This window comes from Lysinibacillus sp. OF-1 (genome assembly GCF_028356935.1).
GTDB lineage: Bacteria > Bacillota > Bacilli > Bacillales_A > Planococcaceae > Lysinibacillus > Lysinibacillus fusiformis_D.
In genome coordinates this window covers 4,193,311-4,217,336 of the sequence record NZ_CP102798.1, presented here as the reverse complement: position 1 = coordinate 4,217,336, position 24,026 = coordinate 4,193,311, and the positions used below count along the sequence as shown (strand labels likewise).

Sequence of the window (24,026 nt, the reverse complement as noted above, 5' to 3'; positions counted from 1 at the left end):
CATACAGTCATGAATAGAAAAGGAGGGGAGAGACATGAAGAAATCCCATCATGATATCGTCATTATTGGCGGTGGCATTATTGGTGGAGCAATTGCTTATTATTGTGCAAAAGCGGGCCTTGATATCACAATACTTGAAAAAAATGAACTTGCGAGTGGTACTTCTTCTCGCTGTGATGGCAATATTTTAGCTATTGATAAAGATCCTGGCTTTGACAGTCAAATGTCTTTAGTCAGTCAAAGATTAGTACATGAGTTAAATCGAGAGTTAGATATGAGCTTTGAATATCGGAATCCTGGCAGCATTCTTGTTTGTGAAAGTGAGCTAGAGATGGAGGCTGCTCAGCAGTGGGTTAATCGTCAACGGGAGGCGGGTTTAGATTTTACAATGTTAGATCGTGAGGACTTGCGGAATGAGTCAAAATACTTTGCAGATGACTTATACGGTGGATTGGAATGTAAAACCGATTCAACAGTGAACCCATATATGCTGACATTTTCTATGTTCCACTCAGCTGAAAAGTTAGGGGCAAAGATAAAAAAACATACAGAAGTCAAAAATATTACGAAACAGCCAGATGGTACATTTTTACTTGAAACGAATGAGGGATGGATAACAGCAAATAAAGTAATTAATGCTTGTGGAATTTGGGCACCGTTTATTGGGCAAATGCTGGGTGTTGATATTCCAATTAAACCTCGCAAAGGACATATTCTTGTCGCATCACGTCAGCAACTAGTAGGGCTAAGAAAAGTGATGGAATTTGGTTATTTAATTTCAAAATTTGGTGGAGAACGTAAAGTGGATGTGGATATTGAAAAATACGGAGTAGCGTTAGTGTTTGAGCCGACAGAGGCACAAAATTTTTTAATAGGAAGTAGTCGCGAATTTGTAGGCTTTGACACGAAGGTGAATCATGATGTGGTGAAAATGATTGCTAGACGTGCTGTACGTTTTTATCCAAAAATCGCTGATATGTCGATTATTCGTACATATGCAGGGTTAAGACCATGGACGGAAGATCATTTACCTATTATTTGTGAAGTAGAAGAAGTGCCTGGTTTCTATATTGCGGCAGGTCATGAAGGAGATGGAATTAGCTTGGCTGCAGTTACTGGGAAGCTTATCCAAGAATTACTACAGTACAAAGATACATGCATTCCTACTGAACCAGTTCATCTTAGTCGTTTCCAGAAAGGAGTACTTCACAAATGAAATTTCAAAAGCTCTTTACAACAATTGATACCCATACAGGCGGGAATCCAACACGTTCATTAATAAGCGGTATGCCTAAGCTTGAAGGCAAAACAATGTCTGAAAAAATGTTATTTATGCAAGAGAATTTTGACTGGATTCGAAAATTTCTTATGAATGAACCACGAGGACATAGTGTGATGTCAGGTGTTATCATTACAGATCCTTGCCATCCCGAAGCAGATTTTGGAGTGATTTATATAGAAACAGGTGGTTACTTGCCGATGTGTGGACATGACACAATAGGCGTTTGTACAGCACTTATTGAAGCAAATTTAATAGAGGTTAATACACCTTATACAAACATAAAATTGGACACACCTGCAGGTTTAATTGATGTAAAGATTAAAGTAGTGGATGGCGTAGCGAAGGAAGTGACATTTAAAAATGTACCATCCTTTCTATTAAAAACGATTGAAATAAATGATTCTGAATTAGGTGTAGTGGAATGTGAAATAGCTTATGGAGGGAACTTTTACGGCATTATAGATGCTAGAAAAATCAATCTAAACTTAGCTGTAGACAATTCAACGAAAATTATTAACACAGCTATTCGTCTCCGCAATGCTGTGAATGCTAAGGAAGATATTGTCCATCCAGAATTCCCATTTATCCATGGACTTACACATATTGAGTTTTATACAGACCCAGTCAATCCATTAGCAGATTTAAAAAATACAGTTGTTGTTCCGCCAGGAGGGATTGACCGTTCCCCTTGTGGCACTGGTACATCCGCAAAAATTGCTACACTCTATTCAAAAAATGAGCTCGCTCTCAATGAGTCCTTCGTCTATGAAAGTATTGTGGGGACAATGTTTAAAGCACGTGTACTAGAAGAAGTAGCTATTAGTGGCCTAACCGCTGTTATTCCAGAGGTAACAGGATCTGCCTGGGTTATGGGTATGCATCGATTCTTTTACAATAATCAGGATCCACTGAAAGAGGGCTATTTGATGATTCCGCCAATGGATCACTAAGGGAGGATAAGCATGAATTTTCATAAGTCTTTTCAAACGATCGATACACAAGTAGTGGGAGAAGCCTTTCGTATTATTGTGCAATCACCAATCATACTTGCGCATGAAAATATTACGGAAGCGGCTCATGCTTTAAATACGCAATTCGAAGATACAAAACAATTGCTTCTGAATGAACCTAGAGGACACCGTGGAATGAATGGCTGTCTTGTTTTACCATCAGCTATTGCATCCTATCGACTATTATTTTTCCAACATTCGGCTTCTACAAATTTTAAGTATGAAGCACTTGTAGCCACAATGACAGCGTTGATTGAGCAAGGAATAATAGAGCTTTCAAGAGATAATATTTACTCTATTGAAACAGTAAAAGGTGTTTATGAAGCCTATGTAAAACTTTCTGAACCGAAAGATACTGTTTTATCAGTTCATTTGACATTGAAGCCAGCGCATATAGAAGGTGACGAAGTAATTATCGATAATGAGCGCCGCTACTTTGTTGTAGAAAAACCACATCAATTAAAGGCAATTGTTCTAGATGAATTAGCAGAAATCAGTACGTGGGGATTACTAGAAAGTGAGAAATATAGTACAGCGGATGGTGTCATTATGTATGAACAGCTGGACAGTTCAGTACGGTCAGTTACCTTTGAGCGAGATGGCTATATATTACGTTCACCTGGTGTGGACAGTACATTGGCGTTACTAGCAGTTTTAGGGGAAGAAGCTGTCAAAAAAAATGACAGTATTTTTGGTAGCAGCATTGAAATTAGTCAAAAACATGAAGCTGGCTATGAAATTGCATTAACAGGATATATCACAGGAATCCATCAATTTGTAGTGGACCGTGAAGATCCTTTGCAGCATGGATTTATCATAGTGTAATAAAAGAGGATAGAGGAGGAAAAAAGATGAAAAAATTAGAAGGTGTATTTCCGGTATTAGTAACACCAATGAAAAACCAAACGGACATTGATTGGGATGGTTTCCGTCAAAATATTGAACACTTTATTGAAGCAGGGGTAACAGGTATTGCTATTAACGGTAGTACAGGCGAATTTGTAAGTTTAACGAAAGAAGAACGGTTTAAAGCAGTAGAAGTAGCTGTAGATCAAATTAAAGGGCGAATTACATTGATTGTTGGTACAGCTGCTGAGACAACTGCAGAGGCTATCACCTATACACAGCAGGCTGAACAGGCCGGCGCAGACGCAGCATTATTGATTAATTCCTATTATGCACACCCAAAAGATGAGGAAATATATGTTCATTTTAAATCAGTAGCCGAATCTGTAAGCTTCCCTATTATGATCTATAATAATCCGTTTACTTCGGGGGTAGATATTGGTTTAGAAACGATTTTAAAAGTAGGTAGAGATGTTCCAAATATTACACATATTAAAGAATCGAGCGGCAGTATTGGAAAAGCGCGTGATATCGTACGTCAAGGCCAAGATAATATTAAAGTATTTTGTGGTTCAGAGGACTTAGCCATAGAATCATTTTTAGTTGGAGCTGTTGGGTGGATTTCTGTATCTGGAAATATTGTGCCAGAGTTTGTCACAAAGTTATATAGTCAAGTAAAAGAAGGAAATTTAGAGGCAGCTTGGGCAATTTATGATCGTTTATTACCTTTATGTGCATTTTTAGAGGGATCAGGTAAATATGTACAAATCACTAAACGTGCAATGGAACTAAAAGGATGGGCAGGGGGACCATGTCGTCTACCACGACTCCCACTAACAGAGGAAGAAGATGCCCAACTTAAAGCAATTATGACTAATTTAGACGTACTGGCAATTGAACATTATTAATGCAAAGGGGGATGAATGATGGAGGCAATGTTGACATTAAAACCACAAGTAAAGGAATTTCTACAGTCCACAATCGGCTTGTATATCGACGGTGAATACATGCAAGCTCAATCAGGTAAAACATTGAATGTTCTAAATCCTGCTAATGAAGAGGTCATCGCTGTAGTAAGCGAAGCACAGGCAGAAGATATTGATCTTGCAGTAGAAGCTGCTCAAAAAGCATTTGATGGTGCATGGTCAACGATGGAGGCAGCTGAACGCTCACGAATTATTTATAAATTGGCAGATTTACTAGAAGAACATCGTGAAGAGCTAGCACAGCTTGAATCAATAGACAATGGTAAACCATATCAAACTGCTCTCGCAGATGATGTGGATGGCACTGTTCAGCATTTCCGTTATTATGCAGGGTGGGCGACAAAAATTACAGGACAGACTGTACAAGTATCCAAGGATTACTTAAATTATATTGTACATGAGCCTGTTGGTGTTGTAGGTCAAATTATTCCTTGGAATTTCCCTCTTGCAATGGCGGCATGGAAGCTAGGCGCAGCGTTAGCTGTAGGGTGTACGATTGTCATCAAACCAGCGGCTGAAACGCCATTATCATTATTATATGTAGGGCAATTAATGAAACAAGCTGGTTTTCCAAATGGTGTAGTAAATATTGTACCGGGTACGGGAGAAGCTGGAGAAGCTATTGTTACACATAAAGGTGTAGCTAAAGTAGCCTTCACTGGATCAACAAAAACTGGAATCCACGTGATGAAAAAGGCAGCTGATGAAGTGAAAAGTGTAACATTAGAGCTTGGAGGGAAATCTCCTGCTATTGTGTTACCAGATGCAGATGTACAGGAAGCAATAGAGGGAACTTTTGCTGGAACGATGTACAATCACGGCCAAAACTGTAGCGCATGTACACGAGTATTTGTGCATAGTAGTCTATACAATCAATTTGTTGAACGACTTGCAGAAAAGGCTAAGGCATTGAAGGTAGGACCAGGACTAGATCCGGAAACAGAAATGGGCCCGTTAGTGTCACAAAAGCAATTAAATACAGTCCTTGGTTTTATTGAAAAAGGAAAAGAAGAGGGTGCTCGCTTAGTAGCTGGTGGTAATCGAGCACTCCAAAAGGGATTTTTTGTACAACCAACTATCTTTGCTGATGTACAGGACACGATGACGATTGCTCAGGAGGAGATTTTCGGACCTGTTATGTCTATTCTATCGTTTGAAACAATAGAAGAAGTGATCGTGCGTGCTAATAATAGTAAGTATGGACTTGCTGCAAGCATTTGGACAGAAAATGTAAAAAAAGCACATTATATTGCTAGTAAACTACAGGCAGGAACAGTATGGATTAATGATTTTGGCTTAGAATGGGAAACGATGCCATTTGGTGGCTATAAACAGTCAGGTATTGGTCGTGAAATGGGCGGCGAATATGGTTTGTCCAATTATACTGAGGTGAAAAGTGTATTTGTCAATATGAAGCAATAATAAGTGAGTCTGCTTTAAATTTGTTTAGATGGAAAAGGAGCTACCCCCCAATAGATAGCTCCTTTTCTCATTATTTAAACTGGTTTATTTTACGTCTAGCAGAGGAAGGTATGTTCATGTCCTCGCGATATTTGGCTATGGTACGACGAGATATTTCAATTCCCAACGCAGAGTTAAAATACTCAGCTATTTTTTGATCAGAGAAGGGCTTTGCTTTATTTTCAGATTTTATATAGTCTGACAGCAATGACTTCACCTTTATTTGCGACACACTATGACCATTTGCTGTTGACAATTTAGAGGTGAATAATTCTTTTAATTCAAATGTGCCAAAAGCAGTTTGTACATATTTATTCGTTGTAATGCGGCTAACCGTTGATTCATGAACATCTATTTGGTCAGCAATTTCACGCAACGTAAGTGGTTGCATGGCATCAAAGCCATATAGAAAAAACTTCTTTTGTTTTTCAATAAGTGCCTTCATGATATTGATCATTGTATTTCGACGTTGTTCAATGCTGTTAACTAACCAATGGTAGTCAGTTAAGTGTTTTTTAAAATAACTCTTCTCTGAGGAATGCGTTTTTATATAAGGAAAGTAGTCAGCGTGAATATTAACTTTTGGTAAATAATAATCATTTAACGAAAAGGTAATCCCACCATCAACGATATCAACAATGATATCTGGTATCGTCGTATGTACCAACTCTTGATAAAATAATGAGCTCAGCTTTGGCTGTAGTGATTGTATAAAAAGATAGATCATTTGTAAGTCACTTAGCGATATATCCAGCTCTTTTGAGATTTGTTTCCACTTCTTATTGGCAAGCTCTTCTAGATAATTAGAAATAACGGTTTCAGCATGAGCAGGGCTGTTATGACAATAAATGGTTTGCAATAGTAAACATTCCTTCAAATTGCGTGCACCAATTCCTAAGGGACCAATTGTTTGTAATAAATGAATGCCCTTTTCAATTTCTAGGTCATTATAAGACGTTTGTGTTGAATGCTCATAATAACCATTGTCATCTAAATGATAAATAATATGTTTTAAGAGTTGAATGTCCTTTTCGTTAGAAAATGTTAGCCTGACCTGTTGGAATAGTTCATCACGAACATTTTTTTCACATTTTGTGGAAAGATGCATAATATCAAGATGTCTGCTACTCATTTTTGGAATCTGTAGATGGTCTTTAAGTGTTGGTTCACTTAATTCAATTAAAGGATTAACGAGTTCTTGTTCACGTATATATTGTTCTAATTCCTGAGTTGAATATTGGAGTAGCTCGATTGCCTGACGAAGTTGGGCAGACATAACGATTTGTAATTCTTGTGTTTGCTTAATAGAAAGTTGCATAATAAAACCTCGATTCTCTATCAATCTATCTAACCTTAGAAAATATAGTGACAAGAAATTTTGACATGTGCAACGAAATATATTATAAGCTTCCAATAAAAAGCTCAAAATGTTGAAATGAAAGGTTTTTAAAAAGTGTAAAAAAAGTAAACATCTATAGGATAAGTGTAAAGAAATTATAAAATAATGAGTTCTTTTGGTGAGTGTGTGATCACTTCTACACCGTCTTTTGTAATGATGACATCATCTTCTATGCGAACACCGCCAACTTGTGGAACGTAAATGCCTGGCTCAACTGTAAGTACCATATTCTCTTCTAAGATGTCTTCACAAACTGACGACATGAATATATTTTCATGGATATCTAACCCGATGCCATGTCCTGCTCCATGTCCGTAATTGTCCCCATAGCCTTTAGCTGTAATGTAGTCACGTGTATAGCTATCTGCATTTTGCCCTGTCATACCAGCTTTCATATTAGAAAGAGCATGTTGCAAGGAATCATAAACAATTTGATATATTTCTTTTAATTGTTCAGGTGGCTCACCAACAGCAATAGTTCTTGTCATGTCAGAACGATAGCCTTGATAATAAGCACCAAAATCAAGTGTTAGCATGTCACCTTGCTCAATTATTTTTGAAGATGCTACACCATGTGGTAGAGCAGAGCGATGACCTGAAGCGATAATCATATCAAATGCAGCACTAGTTGCACCGTTTTTTCGCATATGGGATTCCAATTCATTGGCAATTTCGATTTCTGAAACACCCGGTTTAATGAATGTTAAAATATGCTTAAATGCCTCATCTGAAATCCAAGCTGCCTTCTTAATTATTTCAATTTCTTCTGGTGTCTTAATCATACGTAAATTTTCCACAATATTAGATAAAGGCTTTAATGTTGCTGTCAATTTATTAGCCATTAATTGATAGGCGTAATAAGTTACGTGATGTTGTTCAAAGCCAACTGATTGGATTGAATCTTGATCTAAAATCTCTTGAATCGTTTCATATATACGGTTGCGATCAATCTCATGAACCTCGAAAGTTTTACTTTGCTCCGTTGCTTGTTGTGTGTAGCGGAAGTCCACCAATAAAAGTGCGCGCCTATTAGTTACTACAACCGTTCCTGCACTTCCAGTAAATCCTGTTAGATAACGTCGGTTTTGTGCATTTGTGATAATCATTGCGCTTGTATCTTGTGCTTGTAAAGCAATTCGTAATTGTTCTAATTTTGACATGTTGTCATTCCCCCTTTAGTGAAATTATAATGCAAAATCTGTGCCAATTTTAAAAATATTTGGCGTCGGCATGAAAATTGCATAGATTTTTATAGTGCGATTTCATTCGTGCAATAAAATCAAAGGGGTTTTGAGGATGGCTAAAAAAACAAAATGGCTTGTCGTATTGTTAGGATTAATGCTCATTGTATTGGTCGGTTGTTACGGGAAAGAAAACAATACTTCTGGAAATACTACAAATAGTAATGAATCAGACAATGCATCTACTGATGAAGGCGACAATACTGCTGCACAAGAGCTTCATTTAGTTGCAACAGGTGATTTAACGACAATGAGCTCATTGGGGAGTGTAGATGCACTTGCTGTGACGGCAATGAACTCTGTGTTCGAGGGGTTATATCGTATAGGGCCTGAAAATACACCAGTTCCGGGTATGGCAGAGTCACATGAAGTTTCTGAGGATGGTACAGTTTATACATTTAAAATACGCAAGGATGCAGTGTGGAGTAATGGGTCTCCAGTTACAGCACATGATTTTGAATATGCTTGGAAAAGAGCTATAAACCCAGAAACACAAGCAATTTATTCTTACTTAATGTTGGATATAAAAAATGCGGCCAATGTTCAAACAGAAGAGGACCCACTTTATGGAAAGGTAGAGGAAATTGGTATTAAGGCGTTAAACGATGAAACATTAGAAGTGCAACTAAATGCGCCTATTCCGTATTTTATTAGCTTAACGACTTATGCACCGTTTTTCCCATTAAATGAAGAATTTACAGAATCCCAAGGCGATCAATATGCGCTAGAAGCGGCTAATATGATCTATAATGGTCCTTTCCAGATGGAATCTTGGCAACATGGGCAAGGATGGACGTTCGTCAAAAATGAAAGTTATTGGGATAAAGACACTGTCAAGCTTACTAAAATCACACAAAAAATTGTCAAAGATACAGCAACGGCTGTCAATCTCTATGAGGCTGGTGAAATAGACACTGCCGAGTTATCGAGTGAGTATGTCGCTCAATATAAAGACAGTCCAGAGTATTCAACGTTTTTAAAGCCAAATACGTATTTTATTCGTATAAATCACGAAAATCAATATTTAGCTAATCAAAACATTCGTAAAGCCATTGATTTGGCATGGGATAAACAAGGCTTTGCTGATGTGATATTACAGGATGGTTCTATTCCTGCTTATTATTTAGTACCACAGGGATTATCAACAGATGACAAGGGGAATGACTTCCGCGATGGAAACGGTGATATGAATAAAACAGATATCGAATTAGCGAAGGAACTATGGGCTACTGGCAAAAAGGAACTTGGTGTAGACCAAGTAAAGCTGGAGTTTTTAACATATGACCGTGCAGAATCTAAGAAAGCTGCTGAATTTATTAAAAATCAATTAGAGACGAATTTAGAAGGCTTAGAGCTAACAATTAATATGCAGCCTAATAAGCAAAAACTTGCATTAGAGGGGGCTGTTGATTTTGACTTAGACTATGGCGGTTGGGGTCCTGACTATCAAGATCCTATGACTTACATTGAATTATTTGAATCAACAGCTTATTATAATCAATCCAACTATAAAAATGAAAAAGTGGATGCATTAATAAAACAAGCGAAAACTACCTCTGATGTTATGGAGCGCTGGGAACTTATGCAGCAAGCTGAAAAATTAATGATGGAAGACGTAGCATTCGCTCCAACATTTCAAAAAGGGTTAAGTCGTTTGACAAAACCATACGTGAAAAATTTATACGAGCATCCATTCTCAGCTGACATAAGCTATAAATGGGTAGAAATTGTAAACTAAAAAATGCTGTCCTCTACTTTCGGAGGACAGCATTTTTTCATGTTGTTGAAAAAGGGCGATGTCAACGGCAGAAAAAGCTATTTTGAAAGGCGAGGGGGTGATTTCCGTTCCGCCAGCGTCCGATGAGCTGCTTCACTCACTGCGTTTGCTCCAGAGTCTCGCCATATGCAAAAGCGTCTTTCCTTATCTTTCATACGAGCCGTAGCGAGCAAAATAGCCCATTATTTGTAGATAGCCTCTTATTTTCAATGTGGAGAAGTGATGAGTGACAACACCCCCTCTACCAGACTTTATTTAAAAAACTTTGCTAAAAAGAAACATTTGAGCGAAGCGGCTCGGCGCTCAACCAGAGGAAAGCAATTAACCTGCAACGGAAATCCTTTTTCACCTTTCACAAAATTCTATTGATGGTTTTGTTTTTCATTTATAGATAGAAAACTATCGATAAAATGGCTGTTGCGGAACAGCCAAGTATACCCGCTAGTAATAGTGGATAAGTGAAGGTGTAGGAAGGTGCATGAACAAATTCTAAATCTCCATCTAATTCAAAGGCATAGGCACCATTTTTAGTGACACGTGCAAAAAAACGTTTAAAACTATAGGCGATACCATTAAAAAGCCCACCTTGCACAACAAATAATGATGCACCTACAATAGTGAACGCAAGTGAAATAAGGAAAATATTGTTGATCAATGTTAAAAAAGTTATTGGTTGATGGAGGAGCCAAGTATAGCTAAGGGAACTTATGACAATACAGCTAGCAAGTAGGGCTGTGACCTTTATATTCAAAGTGATATACCTCCTTCTTGTGCTAGACGGTATTGGACAAGCTCTTCTTCTGTCAGCATAACAAAGTGACCAGGCCGTATCTCTACAAAGCTTTCACTTTCATAATTTCTGCTAGCTTGATAGGTAGCTTCATTAAAAATAATGCGTTTACGTTCTCGCTCTAACTTAGGATCTGGCAATGGAATGGCTGATAATAATGACTTCGTATAAGGGTGTACTGGGTGATCATAGAGCTCTTGACTGTCTGCTAGCTCAACGATTTTTCCTCGATACATCACACCAATACGATCACTAATATATTTCACCATCGACAAGTCATGTGCAATAAAAAGATAGGTCAATCCACGTTCCTTTTGTAACTTTTTCAGTAGATTCACTATTTGTGCCTGGATGGACACGTCCAACGCAGAAATAGGTTCATCTGCAATGATGAGCTCAGGTTCTACAGCAAGAGCACGTGCAATACCAATCCTCTGACGTTGTCCACCACTAAGCTCGTGAGGATAACGGTTTGCATACTCCTTTGTTAATCCTACTATTTTTAATAGCTCATATATTTTGGGCTTCCATTCACTTTTTGGTACTTCATGGATGGCCAATCCTTCTGCAATAATATCCGCTATTTTCATACGCGGATTAAGGGAAGAATAGGGATCTTGGAAAATCATTTGCACCTTGCTATTGAAAGTTAGTTTGTCTTTTTTTGTTTGATTGTCATTGATATTACGACCATCAACGTGAATTTCTCCGCTAGTAATCGAATTGAGTCCAATTATGGAACGTCCAGTTGTAGATTTACCACATCCTGATTCTCCCACTAGACCAAAAATTTCTCCTTTATAAATATCGAACGTAATGCCATCAACAGCTTTATTAACAGTGTTTTTTCCTAAAGAAAAGTGCTGCTTGACCTCCTTTAATGATAAATATGGATGTTCTTTATCGAATACAGTGGGTGCTTTACTTTTCTCTTGCTGTACCTGTGTAGGTTGTTGATGAATCGGTACTATTTTAGGTGCGTGTTTATGCAATAACCAAGTTGCTGCGAAATGAGTGTCGCTTATTTGAAACATCGGTGGCTCCTCTATAAAGTCAATTTTCAATGCATGTTTATTACGAGCTGCAAAGGCATCTCCAGTAGGTGGCTGAAGCAGGTTTGGTGGTGTTCCTGGAATGGCATACAATGAATTGGTATCAATATCTGGATTAGGCATGGCTGCAAGTAGGCCTTGTGTATAAGGATGTTGACAATGATAAAAAATTTCATCAACTAAGCCAATTTCAATTATTTTTCCAGCATACATAACAGCAACACGATCAGCCATTTTGGCGACAACACCTAAATCATGGGTAATAAAGATAATCGATAAATTCATTTTTTGTTGTATGTTTTTTAGTAATTCTAAAATTTGTGCTTGGATCGAAACATCTAGTGCTGTAGTAGGCTCATCGGCAATAATGATGCGCGGCTCACAAGCTAGCGCCATGGCAATCACTATTCGTTGGCGCATCCCTCCAGAAAATTGGTGTGGGTACTGTTTATATCGTTTATCAGCTTCTTTAATACCGACTAGTTGCAATAGTTCTATAACACGGTTAGTAATTTGTTGGCCACGTAAAGTTGTATGTTTCTTTATACTTTCTGCTATTTGGCGACCAATCGTCATCGTAGGGTTTAAAGCAGTCATTGGATCTTGAAATATCATGGCTATTTCAGCTCCACGAATTGCTCGGATTTTTTGCTCACTGCAAGTAAAAATATTATGTCCGTTATATAAAATGTGTCCACTTTTTAATATCGTTGTCTCAGTTGGATTGAGGCGAAGAAGGCTTTTAGAAGTAACTGATTTTCCTGAGCCAGACTCGCCTACAATGGCTAAGGTTTCACCTTCAAATAAATCAAATGAAATGTTGCGTACTGCTTGTACCTCACCGTTGTATGTGTTGAATGAGACACTTAAATTTTTCACTTCTAATATTTTTTTCATTTAGAGCATCTCCTTATTTACGAGTTTTTGGATCGAATGCATCACGCAGTCCATCCCCGAGTAAATTAAAGCTAATCATAATCAAGCTAATGACAATAGATGAAACAATCATGCCATGTGGATAAATTCGTAGTAATTTATACGAATCATTGACAATTGTTCCTAAAGAAGCTGTTGGAGGCTGTAGCCCTAATCCGATGAAGCTTAATAATGCTTCCGTGAAAATGGCTCCTGGAATAGTAAACGTAGTTGCAACAATAATTGGCCCAAGCGTGTTGGGAATTAAATGCTTCCAAATGAGACGTTGGTTACTAGCACCAAGTGTCCGTGAAGCAAGCACATATTCATATGATTTTAACTTCAATATTTGTGCTCGAACAATTCGAGCCATACTGATCCAGCCTACAATCACCATTGCAATCGTAATCGAAATAATCCCTGGCTTTAAAATAAGAATCAAAAGTATGTTCACAATTAGGCCAGGGATACCAACTAACACTTCAATAATACGTTGCATGATATTATCTGTCCGACCACCATAAAATGCTGAGACAGCCCCATAGGCAACCCCTATAATGAGATCGATGGTTGCTGCTAAAAAAGCAATATAAAGAGAAATTCGTGTTCCTTCCCATATACGCGTCCAAAGATCTCGACCTAATTCATCTGTACCAAACCAAAAATATTCTGCAATCCCTTTTGCTTCATATTGGTCTACGCCTCGGCTATCAACACCATTCAAGCCTAAGAAAGAAATATTCTCAAGGACAGGAATTTTTGGAGGTAAATTAGTGCGCGCAATATTTTGTTCATCATAACCGTGGCTATTCATAAAAGGGCCGAAAATGGCAAGTAATAGAACGACGATAATAGTACATAACCCAACAATAGCTGCTTTATTTTTCCGCAAACCACGCCATGCATCTTGCCAAAATGATTGCTCAGGACGATAGGTGATATCATCCGTAATATCAGTTTGCGTTGCATATTCAAATAACTCCTTTGAATAGCTCTTAGTTATACCTTCTGTCAATTTTATAGTCATGCCTTATCGCCTCCTGTCACACGGATTCGGGGATCAATCAACCCGTATAAAATATCGATGATTAAAATAACGGTTACAAATAGCACCGCATAAAAAATAGTTGTTCCCATAATTAGCTGATAATCGTTGGTAATAATAGAATTAACAAACTGCTCACCTAAACCTGGAATACTGAATATCTTTTCAATAACAAGTGAACCAGTAATAGTGTTAACAGTTAACGGACCAATAATAGTCACGATTGGAATCATGGCATTTCGAATACCATGTTTTGTAATGATAAAAGGGTTTGATAAATCTTTGGCTTTTGCGGTTAAGATGTATTCTTGACTAAGTACTTCTAGCATTTCAATGCGCGTGAAACGGGCAATTGTAGCAACTACTCCAACTGCTAAAGCAATCGTTGGTAAAATAGAATATTCAAAGCCATTCCAAAAGGCAATGGGTAGCCAGCCTAGTTTAACGCCAACCCAATATTGTAGAAAGCCTGCAAAGACAAACGATGGAATCGATATACCTAGTACGGCTAGTATTGTGGCTCCATAATCAATAATAGTGTTATGTTTTAGAGCCGCTATAATTCCTAATAAAAGCCCAATAATTGTTCCCACGATAATGGCTTGAAAGCCCAAAATTGCCGATGCACCGATACGTTCCTGAATAATTTTAGTCACTGGTCGATTATCAAAGACAAAAGAAACTCCTAAATCTCCTTGTACAAGATTCGTTAAATAAATGCCAAATTGCACAGGAACAGGCTTGTCTAACCCATATTTTTTGTAAAGTAGCTCTTTTTGAGACTCTGGAAGACGCTCATCATTAAATGGTGAACCTGGCAAAGCTTTCATTAATAAAAATGACAGTAGAATAATAATAAAAAGGGTAATGATCATATAACCAATTCGTGTAAATATGTACCGAACCATGGCACCAACCTCCTACTAAATAGTGTTGTTAAAACTATTAATTTATTTGCAAGATTGATGCCAATTGCAGAAATTATGAGAAGAAAAAATATGAAAATATATATTGCATAGCTTTTTACTATATGATATATTTATAAATGTCTTAAAGAGGTCCCGTGGTGTAGCGGTTAACATGCCTGCCTGTCACGCAGGAGATCGCCGGTTCGATCCCGGTCGGGACCGCCATTTAAAATTGATATGATCGCTCTTATGTACTGCTACAGTCATAAGAGCTTTTTTTATTTAATAATGATTTTCTTTCAACTTAGCATTTGAGCATGAAATGCATTCAAGCTTATGTTGAAATTGTGAAAGCACCATTTTATAAAGACCCAGTTCATAGGGTAGAAACATAGAGGCTAAAAGCTTTACAATTTCTGAAGCCTTTATGACCAACCTCCCATTGGTTTTAATAAAATAACATCTATTGCCCTAAATAACGCCTCTACTGCTACTAAAAAATCACCCAATCCCAGTGAAGTTAATTGAATTATTGACATGAGCCTAACTTATTGCATATTTTTAACATTATCTAAAAATAGTAAAAATTACCGATAAATGAGGGCGTTTTTATAAGGTAAAATGAGATATGTTTCTAAAATAAAAATTAGGGGTAAAAATTTAGAAGTAATCGGATTGGCTACGGAGGTGTTTATATGAGCAAAGACCATTTCTTAAAACGTCTTTATTTACCTTTGCTTATTGGTTCCATGATTATGATGGTAGGCTGTGGAGATCCTATTATAGAGATTGAAGAAGCAAATACGTATCACTGGCAAAAAAATATGAACGAAGTAGAATTTGAGAAATTAAAAAATGATATGTCATATATTGAGGTAGTAGAGACAGCAGGCGGCGCAGGTAAAAAGGTTAAAAATAATGAATATCGTTGGAATGATGAAACCCTGTTGACTCAGGCTTATATAGTGAAATTTAAGGATGATAAATTAATTGCTAAAGAGATCATAGCTGTAAAAGGTCATTCCAATAGATAGTTGACACGTCTTCATAAGAGAAGACGTGTTTTTGTTTGCATTTAGGTTACCTAACTATTGTCATCACAGAACAGGGCTTTTTAACAAGCACAATCAAAGCAGGTATAAATGATATTGGATGCTTTGAACATTTTCGTTAGTTTAGGTAAACTAGAGGTAATGTAGTGATGAGAGGAAAAAAGAATATGTATGAAATAATCATGAATTCAGTTGATGATACAGAACGTTTCGCCATTAAACTTGCCAATATACTAGAAGCTCAAGATACGATTACATTAGAAGGGGATCTAGGTGCTGGCAAGACAACATTTACGAAAGCCTTGGCAAAGGGACTTGGGGTCAAACGAACAGTCAACAGTCCAACATTTACGATTGTTAAGCAGTATGAGGGGAGATTACCGTTTAATCATTTAGATGTGTATAGGTTAGCAGAAAGTGATGAAGACCTAGGCTGGGATGAGCTGTTTTATGGAGATGCAGTTTCAGTGGTCGAATGGGCGCATTTAATTGAACAGGATTTGCCACAGGATCGCTTAGCGATAGAGATTTACCGAATCGGAGAAAATGAACGACGCTTTGTGTTAATACCTCGTGGAGAACGCTATGAGGCACTATGTGAGGAGCTAATGAAATGATTTGGTTAGGAATAGAAACAGCAAATACACCACTCTCCATTGCAGTTGTGAAGGATGGCAAAGTGGTGGCCGAGATGGTACAAAACATAAAATTAACGCATTCTGCAGGTGCAATGCCGGCGATTGAAGAAATCTTGGCACGAATAGGTTTAAAACCGAATGACTTGGATGTGATTGCAGTGTCTGAAGGGCCAGGTTCTTATACAGGTGTTCGTATAGGCGTGACATTAGCAAAAACCCTAGCATGGACATTACAGAAGCCTTTAGTTGGTGTATCTAGCTTAAAGACATTGGCTGCTAATGCTGCTCTTTACAACGGATTGATTTGCCCAATTATTGATGCTAGAAGAGGCAATGTCTACACAGCTGTTTATCAGGGCGAGACATTAGAGGCCCTTGTGGAGGATCATCATGTACATATTGATGATTTATTAGTGCGTTTAAAGGCATTAGAGGCGCCTATTCTATTTGTAGGAACAGATGTTGATATATTTTGGAAGAATATTGAGCAGGTGCTTGGTGATACAGCAGTACGTGCACCATTTAGTTTTGACTTGCCACGCGCAACGGAAGTCATTCGTGTAGCAACGAAATTAGAGTTACCTAGAGTCGAAGCTATCCATCACTTTGTTCCACAATATAAACGGATTGCAGAAGCTGAGGCGAACTGGCTGAAAGAACAGAAGGAGAAGGAACATGAGTAGGAATGTAACTTATCGTAAAATGGTTTCTGACGATGTGCCAACGGTTTATGAAATTGAAGTGACTTCATTTCCAGTGCCATGGACGTTAGATTCCTTTTACTACGAAGTGCATGAAAATCAGTATGCGCATTATGTGCTGGCTATAGATGAAAATGACAGTATTATTGGTTTTTGTGGGATGTGGATGGTCATAGATGCAGCTCAAATTACAAATGTAGCTGTTATTGAGGAGGCACGTGGCCGAGGGATAGGCGAGGGGTTAATGCGTGAGGCGATGCAAATAGCTCGTTTACATGGAATGGAGGTCATGACGTTAGAGGTACGTGTAACAAATATGGTTGCACAAAATCTCTATCGCAAGCTTCAATTCCAAGATGGTGGCATACGGAAAGGCTATTATACTGATAACGGGGAGGATGCCCTTGTCATGTGGGTGAATTTATAATGAATAATGGATTGATATTAGCAATAGAATCAAGTTGTGATGAAACAGCTGCAGCGATTATTCGAAATGGTCATGAAATTGTGTCGAATGTTGTGGCTTCTCAAATAGAAAGTCATAAGCGATTTGGTGGGGTTGTACCTGAAATTGCATCACGTCATCATGTTGAACAAATTACAGTAGTAATAGAAGAAGCACTGGCACAAGCTAATTTAAAGCCAGCCGATTTAGATGCAGTTGCTGTTACAGAGGGCCCAGGTCTTGTAGGGGCATTATTGATTGGCATTAACGCAGCTAAGGCTTTTGCTTTTGCTAACAGCTTGCCGATTGTTGGCGTCCACCATATTGCAGGACATATTTATGCCAATGCACTTGTTCAGCCAATGGAATTTCCTTTGTTGGCACTTGTCGTATCAGGTGGTCATACAGAGCTTGTTTATATGAAGGAACATGGCTCCTTTGAGGTCATTGGTGAAACACGAGATGATGCAGCTGGTGAAGCCTATGATAAAGTGGCACGCGTTTTAAACTTACCTTATCCAGGTGGACCACGTATTGATCAGCTTGCTCATGAGGGTAAAGAGGCTGTTCCTTTTCCAAGAGTTTGGTTAGAGGAGGGTTCTTATGATTTTAGCTTTAGTGGCTTAAAATCAGCAGTCATCAATTATAAACACAATATGGATCAACGAGGCGAAGCTATTTCGCCAGCAGCCGTTGCTAAAGGTTTTCAGGAAAGTGTTGTCGAAGTACTGACAGCGAAAACATTGCGTGCTGCTCGCGAATATCAGGTGAAGCAGGTCATAGCAGCTGGTGGTGTAGCAGCGAATAAAGGTCTGCGAAGCGCTTTAGAGGCTGTATTTGCCGAGGAAGGTATCCCATTTTTTGTACCACCACTCAAATTGTGTACAGATAATGCGGCAATGATTGGAGCAGCAGCCATGCCAATGTTTGAGGCGGGGGTTCGAGGAAACTTAATGATGAATGGACGTCCAGGGATGGAGTTAAAATCTTGGGTGTAGCAGTAAATGAAGGAGGTATCTTATTGAAGATATCTCTTTTTTTGATTGTCGAAAATTTGTTGATAAAAAATGAACGTTGCGAAGAGAATAATAATATTCAACACTTTAATTGACAAATTTTTCAGAAAATTATCCACAGGTAATGGAGCGAAATAAGTACCGAACACGCGTACTTATGCACAATATGTTGATAACTTGTGCATAACTTGTGATTATTCAATATATAGTAGCATGTTTTACAAGGGATGATGTGGATAAAATAATTTTTGATTGTGGACAATGTGGAAAACTCTGTTGATATGTTGGTATTACTAGATTTATAGTGTGTATAAAACTGTGGGCACTTTTTGTCGAAAAATAGCACTTGACCAATATATATGAAAAATAAAGGTGTGTAAAGAAAAAAGCCATGCGGCGAGGCACATGGCTTAAAATCAGTAACTACATATTCATATTTTCAAGTTCCTCATTTAGCTCTAACCATTCTAATTCCAATCGCTCATGCTGTTCTTTAGCAGTAGCTAATTCGTCTTGAAGCTGTGAAATTTTTTCGTGATCCGTGAAAATTGCAGGGTCACAGAGAGCTTCCTCGAGCCTATCAATGCTAGCTGTCGTTTCTTGCATCTTCACTTCTAGTTCTTCAATAGTACGTCTAATTTGACGTTCGCGTTTTTTTGCCTCTTTATCAATTTTAGAGGTAGAAGTCTTATCAGGTAGGTCTTGCTGTACTTGTAGTTGGGAGGCAGCCTTCATTTGCGCTAGCTCCAACAGTTCCTGTTTTTTCTCTACATAATAATCATAGTCACCTAAATATTCAAATGATCCAGTTCCAGACAACTCCACCACTTTCGTTGTGATACGATTAATGAAGTAGCGGTCATGGGAGACAAATAGAAGCGTTCCAGGATAATCAATCAGTGCATTTTCCAGAACCTCTTTACTATCTAAGTCTAGATGGTTTGTAGGTTCGTCGAGAATTAAAAAATTGGCCTTTTGCATCATTAATTTTGAGAGTGCAAGGCGTGCTTTTTCACCGCCTGATAAAGAGGATACGGTTTTATCCACATCTTCTCCACTAAATAGGAAGCGTCCTAAGACAGTGCGAATATCTTTTTCATTCATGAGCGGCCATTCATCCCATAGCTCTTTCAAGACACTTTTATTGCTTGAAAGCTTTGCTTGCTCTTGATCATAATAGCCAATTTGTACATTAGTACCATAACGAATAGCACCTGCAAGAGGTGTTAAATCTTTCACAATTGTTTTTAATAATGTTGATTTACCAACCCCATTTGGTCCAACAAGGGCTATCCGATCCTCGCGAAAAGTGCGCAGGTTAATACCACTAGATATTAGCTGATCATCATAGCCGATTGTTAAATCATCGACGGATAAAACATCATTACCACTTTGACGTTCGATAGTAAAACCAAAACTAGCGGATTTCTCATCACCATCTGGCGATTCCATCCACTCAGTTCGTTCAAGCATTCTACGTCGACTTTGTGCCATTTTTGTTGTAGAGGCACGTGCAATATTCTTTTGGATAAAATCCTCTAGCTTGGCCTTTTCATCTTGCTGACGCTCAAAAAGTTTGACATCGCGTTCATAAGTTTTAGCCTTTTCATCTAAATAAGCACTGTAATTGCCTGTATATTTTGTAACACGATGACGTGACACCTCGTAGACAATGGAAACGACTTGGTCTAAGAAGTAGCGGTCATGGGAAACAATTAAAATAGCTCCTTCATAGCTCTTTAAATAAGATTCCAACCAAGATAATGTTTCGATATCTAAATGGTTCGTAGGCTCATCGAGAATTAAAAGGTCTGGTTTACTAAGTAAAAGCTTAGCCAGTGCTAAACGTGTGCGTTGTCCACCAGATAGTGAGCTGATGGGTTTATCATAGTCTTCGGGATAGAACTGCATTCCATGAAGCACTGAACGTATGTCCGATTCATATTGATAGCCGCCAGCATCCTTAAAAGTATGCTGTAGTTGATCGTATTCCGACATAACTTTCGCATACAGAGTGGAATTTTCGTAAACGGTAGGATCAGCCATCTGCTGTTCGAGCGAGCGGAGCGTTTGTTCTTGAGCTAAAAGCGGTTCGAAAATGGTCATCATTTCATCCCAAATAGTTAACGTAGAATTTAATCCAGCATGTTGCTCTAAATAGCCAACCTGAACGCCCTTTGGGATAATGATATCCCCAGAGTCATAGGACATTTGACCAGCGATTATTTTTAATAAAGTCGATTTACCTGCACCGTTTCGCCCTACTAAGGCAACGCGATCACGGTGTTGAACTTCTAATTTAACACCACTTAAAATTTCATCTGCAAGAAAGGATTTAGTTAGTTGATTGACCTGTAAAACAATCATTCTTGACACCTCAATTCTACCTTAGTGTAATGGATGAACGATTTGCATGCAATGTAGGTGCTTTACTTATTCCTAGCAGTCATGTAAGATTGAAACGATTTCTTTTTAGTTAGTTGCGTACAAAGCGCCATTAACTAAAGAGAAATACGCTAGTGGATTGCAAAAATGTTGTATATAGTTAAGGATAAATGTATTAAAATTAGTAGTTAAATACAGTAAAATTGATTGAGGTTCATCATAAGGAGGAGAAAGTTTGAAACAAGAATTAAAAATCCCACAAGCCACTACAAAAAGACTTCCTCTTTACTATCGATTTATTCAAAACTTTGCACAAGAAGGTATGGAACGTATTTCGTCGAAGGAACTGAGTGAAGCGATGAAAATAGATTCTGCAACGATTCGCCGTGATTTTTCTTATTTTGGCGCTCTTGGTAAAAAGGGCTATGGCTATGATGTGCAGCATTTATTACAATTTTTTAGCCAGACGCTTGATCAACATGAAGCGACAAAAGTAGCGTTAATTGGCGTGGGGAATTTGGGCAGTGCATTATTAAAATATAATTTTCAAAAAAACCATAATACACATATTGTCGTAGCATTCGATTCTAAAGCACCGAAGGATGGCAAAATGATTAGTAATATTCCTGTTTTTCATCCAGATTTGCTGGAGGAGAAGTATGCTGAATACGGTGCAGAGCTTGCGATTTTAACCGTTTCACCACGCTCCGCACAAAAAATGGCGGATCGTTTAGCAGCAATGAATGCAAAAGGTATTTTAAACTTTACACCAGAACGGTTAACAGTACCAGATAGAATGCAGCTCTTAACCATTGATTTATCGGTAGAATTGCAAGCGCTTATATATTTAATTCGTAATCAGGAAGTGTGAAAATAATACATATTTTTAAGTGTAATTCACCATTTCTGTCAAATAATATTTTTTAATAAAATGCGGGTAAACCTATGAGAGAGACGAAAAACTTTCACATATAATTAGTTAGCAAAATGGCGAAATATGCGTTAAAATGATGGATATAAAGAGGAGGTGGCTGTAATGGGTGGAATTGGTCCTATGAGCCTCATTATTATCGGAATTGTCGCGTTATTAATTTTTGGCCCTAAGAAGTTACCAGAGCTTGGTAAGGCATTTGGTTCAACACTACGTGAATTCAAAAATGCTACTAAAGGTTTAGCCGACGAAGATGATGATGACAAGAAAAAGAAAGAACTAGATAAGTAAGTTAGGATGTTTGAGGAATGAATCCAAAAGATCTAACTGTCATTGAGCATATAGAAGAATTAAGAAAACGGCTGTTCATTGTTGCCGTTTTCTTTGTTCTCGCTATGGCTGGCGGCTTTTTCGTCGCAAAGCCGCTTGTTAAATACCTTCAAATGACTGGAGCAAAATATAATATTGAGCTTCATGCATTTGACGTAGTCACACCACTTGCGATTTATATCCAAGTTGTTTTTATAATTGCCTTTATTCTTTCATCGCCAGTGTTGATGTATCAATTGTGGTCGTTTATTAGCCCTGGATTAAGAGAAGTAGAACGTAAAGCCACTCTAAGCTATATACCATATTCATTTCTATTGTTTATTGCAGGGTTATCTTTTTCGTACTTCTTACTCTTCCCGTATGTCATAAAATTCATGATGAATTTATCGAATGATTTGGAGATACAGCAAACCATTGGTATACATGAGTATTTTACATTTTTGTTTAAGCTTACAATACCTTTTGGTTTTCTATTCCAGTTACCGATTGTTGTTTTATTCTTTTCGCGAATTGGTATATTAAGTCCAGATTTACTAATTCGAATTCGTAAATATTCATACTTTGGTTTATTTGTATGTGCAGCGATTATTGCACCGCCTGAGTTGGCGTCACATTTAATGGTTTCTGTGCCATTGTTTATCTTGTATGAAATTAGTATTATGATTTCTCGGATTGGTTATAAGAAATATCTTAAATCAGAGGAAATTCGTTTAAAAGAAGAACAGGAAGCGGAGCAAAAGCGTCAGATTGAAGAGGCGCTTGAGCAGCAACGACGACAAATAGAAGAATTGAATCAACAGTAATAGATAAAGCTCGGTGCCCTCAATGGGACACCGAGCTTTTGTGTTCTAATTCCGCTTTACGATGACTTTACAAAAAATTATTGCATTTTTTCTAGTTCTTGAAGAAACTTTTGCAATGGCTCTGCATAGAATTGTACAAGTGTCACAAATCCATTAAGCATAACGTGTGCGATAATAGAAGTCCAAATGCGTTTTGTTTTGTGATATAAAAAGGCAAATATTAAGCCACAAATGGTATAAAGCAAGATATGCGAGAAGTCGAAGTGGATAATCGCAAAGAATATGGCACTTACTATAGCCGCCACCCAGAAATTTGTTGTTTGGACAAGCGAGCCAAATATGACTCTGCGGAAGACGAATTCTTCTAAAATAGGCCCAAATACAACAATCGCTAATATAGCAACGGGAGCACCTTGAGCTATAGCGACGATATCTGCGGTATTTTGGGAACCTCCTTCGATACCGAAAACAGCCATCTCAATAGCGGCACCAATCATTTGACCAAAGAACACGAGGAAGAAACCGAAGATTCCCCAAACAATTGTAAGAGGGATCGTTTCCTTTTTTCCTTGATAAATGTTCCAAAAGGCTTTATCACGAGATGTTAGGATTAAGCTTAAAATGAGCGCAATAGCAAAACTAAGGGCAATATACCAGCCTTGAGTAATGGGAGCCGCTTGTTCAGAAGCTAGACCAGTTATCTTCATAACGAGCTTATGAAACGGTAAGAGCAGCCATCTGCTTGAAATCTGCATCAAGATATAAATTAATAAGACATACAGGGCTGTTTTTTTATGTTTCGTTATTTTTTGAGAATTAGTCACAGTCAAAATCCTTTCCATTCATATGCTTCCTTTCTATTGTAGAGGAATATGGAAAGAAAACAAAATTTTTCGAAGTTCTGGCTTGCAAAAAAAAGTGTGATTGATTATCATAATAATTGTGTTAGCACTCATTGATATAGAGTGCTAATAAATTTTAACAATTATTTAATTATTAGGAGGTTGTTTCAC

General features: G+C 37.8%; 22 protein-coding genes and 1 tRNA gene. 15 read left to right on the top strand and 8 right to left on the bottom strand.

Going from position 1 to position 24,026, the window contains the following annotated elements:
• Nucleotides 1-34: 34 nt before the first annotated feature.
• Genes NV349_RS20620 through NV349_RS20600 form a run of 5 tightly spaced genes read left to right on the top strand, consistent with a single transcriptional unit; the run spans nt 35 to nt 5,546 of the window.
• A complete protein-coding gene (locus NV349_RS20620) occupies nt 35-1,216 on the top strand; it encodes an NAD(P)/FAD-dependent oxidoreductase (protein WP_036119068.1) in 1,182 nt (393 codons plus the stop codon).
• Entirely contained in the window at nt 1,213-2,232 is a 1,020-nt protein-coding gene (locus NV349_RS20615) for a proline racemase family protein (protein ID WP_058843565.1), read from the top strand. Before NV349_RS20620 ends, NV349_RS20615 begins: the two co-directional genes overlap by 4 nt.
• A 12-nt stretch (nt 2,233-2,244) precedes the next feature.
• Nucleotides 2,245-3,117: a proline racemase family protein gene (locus tag NV349_RS20610; RefSeq protein ID WP_089934207.1), complete on the top strand. Its 873-nt coding sequence runs from the start codon at nt 2,245-2,247 to the stop codon at nt 3,115-3,117.
• Nucleotides 3,118-3,143: 26 nt separating this feature from the next.
• Nucleotides 3,144-4,046 (top strand): 4-hydroxy-tetrahydrodipicolinate synthase, encoded by a 903-nt coding sequence (dapA, locus tag NV349_RS20605; protein WP_271911096.1) that lies wholly within the window; start codon nt 3,144-3,146, stop codon nt 4,044-4,046.
• Between the two features lie 18 nt (nt 4,047-4,064).
• Complete coding sequence (locus NV349_RS20600) at nt 4,065-5,546, top strand: aldehyde dehydrogenase family protein (RefSeq protein WP_271913637.1); 1,482 nt, start codon at nt 4,065-4,067, stop codon at nt 5,544-5,546.
• Nucleotides 5,547-5,616: 70 nt separating this feature from the next.
• Here the strand turns inward: NV349_RS20600 and rpoN are convergent, their stop codons facing one another.
• Together rpoN and NV349_RS20590 are read right to left on the bottom strand one after the other, a co-directional pair.
• Nucleotides 5,617-6,903 carry an RNA polymerase factor sigma-54 gene (gene rpoN / locus NV349_RS20595; protein WP_271911094.1) on the bottom strand — a complete coding sequence of 429 codons (1,287 nt, stop codon included), beginning with the start codon at nt 6,901-6,903 and terminating at the stop codon, nt 5,617-5,619.
• 176 nt (nt 6,904-7,079) lie between these two features.
• Nucleotides 7,080-8,144, bottom strand: coding sequence for a M24 family metallopeptidase (locus tag NV349_RS20590; RefSeq protein ID WP_271911092.1), 1,065 nt, complete (start codon nt 8,142-8,144; stop codon nt 7,080-7,082).
• A 136-nt stretch (nt 8,145-8,280) separates the two neighbouring features.
• Here NV349_RS20590 and NV349_RS20585 point away from each other — a divergent pair, with 136 nt between their 5' ends.
• Nucleotides 8,281-9,963 carry a peptide ABC transporter substrate-binding protein gene (locus tag NV349_RS20585; RefSeq protein ID WP_271911090.1) on the top strand — a complete coding sequence of 561 codons (1,683 nt, stop codon included), beginning with the start codon at nt 8,281-8,283 and terminating at the stop codon, nt 9,961-9,963.
• A gap of 424 nt (nt 9,964-10,387) precedes the next feature.
• Here NV349_RS20585 and NV349_RS20580 read toward each other — a convergent pair whose 3' ends face one another.
• Genes NV349_RS20580 through opp3b form a run of 4 tightly spaced genes read right to left on the bottom strand, consistent with a single transcriptional unit; the run spans nt 10,388 to nt 14,712 of the window.
• Complete coding sequence (locus NV349_RS20580; RefSeq protein WP_231744985.1) at nt 10,388-10,753, bottom strand: DUF3899 domain-containing protein; 366 nt, start codon at nt 10,751-10,753, stop codon at nt 10,388-10,390.
• A complete protein-coding gene (locus tag NV349_RS20575; protein WP_089934215.1) occupies nt 10,750-12,741 on the bottom strand; it encodes an ABC transporter ATP-binding protein in 1,992 nt (663 codons plus the stop codon). Before NV349_RS20575 ends, NV349_RS20580 begins: the two co-directional genes overlap by 4 nt.
• A 13-nt stretch (nt 12,742-12,754) precedes the next feature.
• Nucleotides 12,755-13,786, bottom strand: coding sequence for an oligopeptide ABC transporter permease (gene opp3C / locus NV349_RS20570; protein ID WP_271911087.1), 1,032 nt, complete (start codon nt 13,784-13,786; stop codon nt 12,755-12,757).
• A complete protein-coding gene (gene opp3b / locus NV349_RS20565) occupies nt 13,783-14,712 on the bottom strand; it encodes an oligopeptide ABC transporter permease (protein WP_271911085.1) in 930 nt (309 codons plus the stop codon). The genes opp3C and opp3b overlap by 4 nt, the downstream gene beginning before the upstream one ends.
• 149 nt (nt 14,713-14,861) lie before the next feature.
• On the opposite strand from opp3b, the gene NV349_RS20560 reads away from it, so the two are divergent.
• The 6 genes from NV349_RS20560 (at nt 14,862) to tsaD (ending at nt 18,546) form a co-directional block, all read left to right on the top strand.
• Nucleotides 14,862-14,937: transfer RNA gene (locus NV349_RS20560), tRNA-Asp, on the top strand.
• A 470-nt stretch (nt 14,938-15,407) separates the two neighbouring features.
• Entirely contained in the window at nt 15,408-15,746 is a 339-nt protein-coding gene (locus NV349_RS20555; protein WP_036119013.1) for a hypothetical protein, read from the top strand.
• A 185-nt stretch (nt 15,747-15,931) separates the two neighbouring features.
• Complete coding sequence (tsaE, locus tag NV349_RS20550; protein ID WP_036119017.1) at nt 15,932-16,381, top strand: tRNA (adenosine(37)-N6)-threonylcarbamoyltransferase complex ATPase subunit type 1 TsaE; 450 nt, start codon at nt 15,932-15,934, stop codon at nt 16,379-16,381.
• On the top strand, nt 16,378-17,085 hold the full coding sequence (gene tsaB / locus NV349_RS20545) for a tRNA (adenosine(37)-N6)-threonylcarbamoyltransferase complex dimerization subunit type 1 TsaB (RefSeq protein ID WP_058843571.1): 708 nt from the start codon (nt 16,378-16,380) through the stop codon (nt 17,083-17,085). Before tsaE ends, tsaB begins: the two co-directional genes overlap by 4 nt.
• A complete protein-coding gene (rimI, locus tag NV349_RS20540) occupies nt 17,078-17,530 on the top strand; it encodes a ribosomal protein S18-alanine N-acetyltransferase (RefSeq protein ID WP_058843572.1) in 453 nt (150 codons plus the stop codon). Before tsaB ends, rimI begins: the two co-directional genes overlap by 8 nt.
• Nucleotides 17,530-18,546 carry a tRNA (adenosine(37)-N6)-threonylcarbamoyltransferase complex transferase subunit TsaD gene (gene tsaD / locus NV349_RS20535; protein WP_271911080.1) on the top strand — a complete coding sequence of 339 codons (1,017 nt, stop codon included), beginning with the start codon at nt 17,530-17,532 and terminating at the stop codon, nt 18,544-18,546. Before rimI ends, tsaD begins: the two co-directional genes overlap by 1 nt.
• A gap of 441 nt (nt 18,547-18,987) precedes the next feature.
• Here tsaD and NV349_RS20530 read toward each other — a convergent pair whose 3' ends face one another.
• The gene (locus NV349_RS20530; RefSeq protein ID WP_271911079.1) at nt 18,988-20,931 is read right to left on the bottom strand and encodes an ABC transporter ATP-binding protein; all 1,944 of its coding nucleotides are present in this window, start codon (nt 20,929-20,931) and stop codon (nt 18,988-18,990) included.
• 253 nt (nt 20,932-21,184) lie between these two features.
• On the opposite strand from NV349_RS20530, the gene NV349_RS20525 reads away from it, so the two are divergent.
• From NV349_RS20525 to tatC, 3 genes are all read left to right on the top strand, one after another.
• Entirely contained in the window at nt 21,185-21,820 is a 636-nt protein-coding gene (locus tag NV349_RS20525) for a redox-sensing transcriptional repressor Rex (protein WP_036119002.1), read from the top strand.
• Nucleotides 21,821-21,985: 165 nt separating this feature from the next.
• Nucleotides 21,986-22,171, top strand: coding sequence for a twin-arginine translocase TatA/TatE family subunit (locus NV349_RS20520; RefSeq protein ID WP_010857065.1), 186 nt, complete (start codon nt 21,986-21,988; stop codon nt 22,169-22,171).
• Nucleotides 22,172-22,188: 17 nt separating this feature from the next.
• Nucleotides 22,189-23,013 carry a twin-arginine translocase subunit TatC gene (gene tatC, locus NV349_RS20515; RefSeq protein ID WP_036119000.1) on the top strand — a complete coding sequence of 275 codons (825 nt, stop codon included), beginning with the start codon at nt 22,189-22,191 and terminating at the stop codon, nt 23,011-23,013.
• Between the two features lie 77 nt (nt 23,014-23,090).
• Here the strand turns inward: tatC and NV349_RS20510 are convergent, their stop codons facing one another.
• Nucleotides 23,091-23,855 (bottom strand): CPBP family intramembrane glutamic endopeptidase, encoded by a 765-nt coding sequence (locus NV349_RS20510; protein ID WP_058843575.1) that lies wholly within the window; start codon nt 23,853-23,855, stop codon nt 23,091-23,093.
• Nucleotides 23,856-24,026 lie beyond the last annotated feature (171 nt).

What these genes read in the sequence shown, in the direction of transcription:
- NV349_RS20610 (WP_089934207.1), top strand. Translation starts at nt 2,245, where the DNA reads ATGAATTTTCATAAGTCTTTTCAAACGATCGATACACAAGTAGTGGGA.
- NV349_RS20615 (WP_058843565.1), top strand. Translation starts at nt 1,213, where the DNA reads ATGAAATTTCAAAAGCTCTTTACAACAATTGATACCCATACAGGCGGG.
- dapA (WP_271911096.1), top strand. Translation starts at nt 3,144, where the DNA reads ATGAAAAAATTAGAAGGTGTATTTCCGGTATTAGTAACACCAATGAAA.
- NV349_RS20510 (WP_058843575.1), bottom strand. Translation starts at nt 23,855, where the DNA reads ATGGAAAGGATTTTGACTGTGACTAATTCTCAAAAAATAACGAAACAT.
- rimI (WP_058843572.1), top strand. Translation starts at nt 17,078, where the DNA reads ATGAGTAGGAATGTAACTTATCGTAAAATGGTTTCTGACGATGTGCCA.
- NV349_RS20530 (WP_271911079.1), bottom strand. Translation starts at nt 20,931, where the DNA reads ATGATTGTTTTACAGGTCAATCAACTAACTAAATCCTTTCTTGCAGAT.
- NV349_RS20585 (WP_271911090.1), top strand. Translation starts at nt 8,281, where the DNA reads ATGGCTAAAAAAACAAAATGGCTTGTCGTATTGTTAGGATTAATGCTC.
- NV349_RS20520 (WP_010857065.1), top strand. Translation starts at nt 21,986, where the DNA reads ATGGGTGGAATTGGTCCTATGAGCCTCATTATTATCGGAATTGTCGCG.
- tsaE (WP_036119017.1), top strand. Translation starts at nt 15,932, where the DNA reads ATGTATGAAATAATCATGAATTCAGTTGATGATACAGAACGTTTCGCC.
- tsaB (WP_058843571.1), top strand. Translation starts at nt 16,378, where the DNA reads ATGATTTGGTTAGGAATAGAAACAGCAAATACACCACTCTCCATTGCA.
- NV349_RS20590 (WP_271911092.1), bottom strand. Translation starts at nt 8,144, where the DNA reads ATGTCAAAATTAGAACAATTACGAATTGCTTTACAAGCACAAGATACA.
- tsaD (WP_271911080.1), top strand. Translation starts at nt 17,530, where the DNA reads ATGAATAATGGATTGATATTAGCAATAGAATCAAGTTGTGATGAAACA.
- opp3b (WP_271911085.1), bottom strand. Translation starts at nt 14,712, where the DNA reads ATGGTTCGGTACATATTTACACGAATTGGTTATATGATCATTACCCTT.
- rpoN (WP_271911094.1), bottom strand. Translation starts at nt 6,903, where the DNA reads ATGCAACTTTCTATTAAGCAAACACAAGAATTACAAATCGTTATGTCT.
- NV349_RS20555 (WP_036119013.1), top strand. Translation starts at nt 15,408, where the DNA reads ATGAGCAAAGACCATTTCTTAAAACGTCTTTATTTACCTTTGCTTATT.
- NV349_RS20575 (WP_089934215.1), bottom strand. Translation starts at nt 12,741, where the DNA reads ATGAAAAAAATATTAGAAGTGAAAAATTTAAGTGTCTCATTCAACACA.
- NV349_RS20600 (WP_271913637.1), top strand. Translation starts at nt 4,065, where the DNA reads ATGGAGGCAATGTTGACATTAAAACCACAAGTAAAGGAATTTCTACAG.
- tatC (WP_036119000.1), top strand. Translation starts at nt 22,189, where the DNA reads ATGAATCCAAAAGATCTAACTGTCATTGAGCATATAGAAGAATTAAGA.
- NV349_RS20620 (WP_036119068.1), top strand. Translation starts at nt 35, where the DNA reads ATGAAGAAATCCCATCATGATATCGTCATTATTGGCGGTGGCATTATT.
- opp3C (WP_271911087.1), bottom strand. Translation starts at nt 13,786, where the DNA reads ATGACTATAAAATTGACAGAAGGTATAACTAAGAGCTATTCAAAGGAG.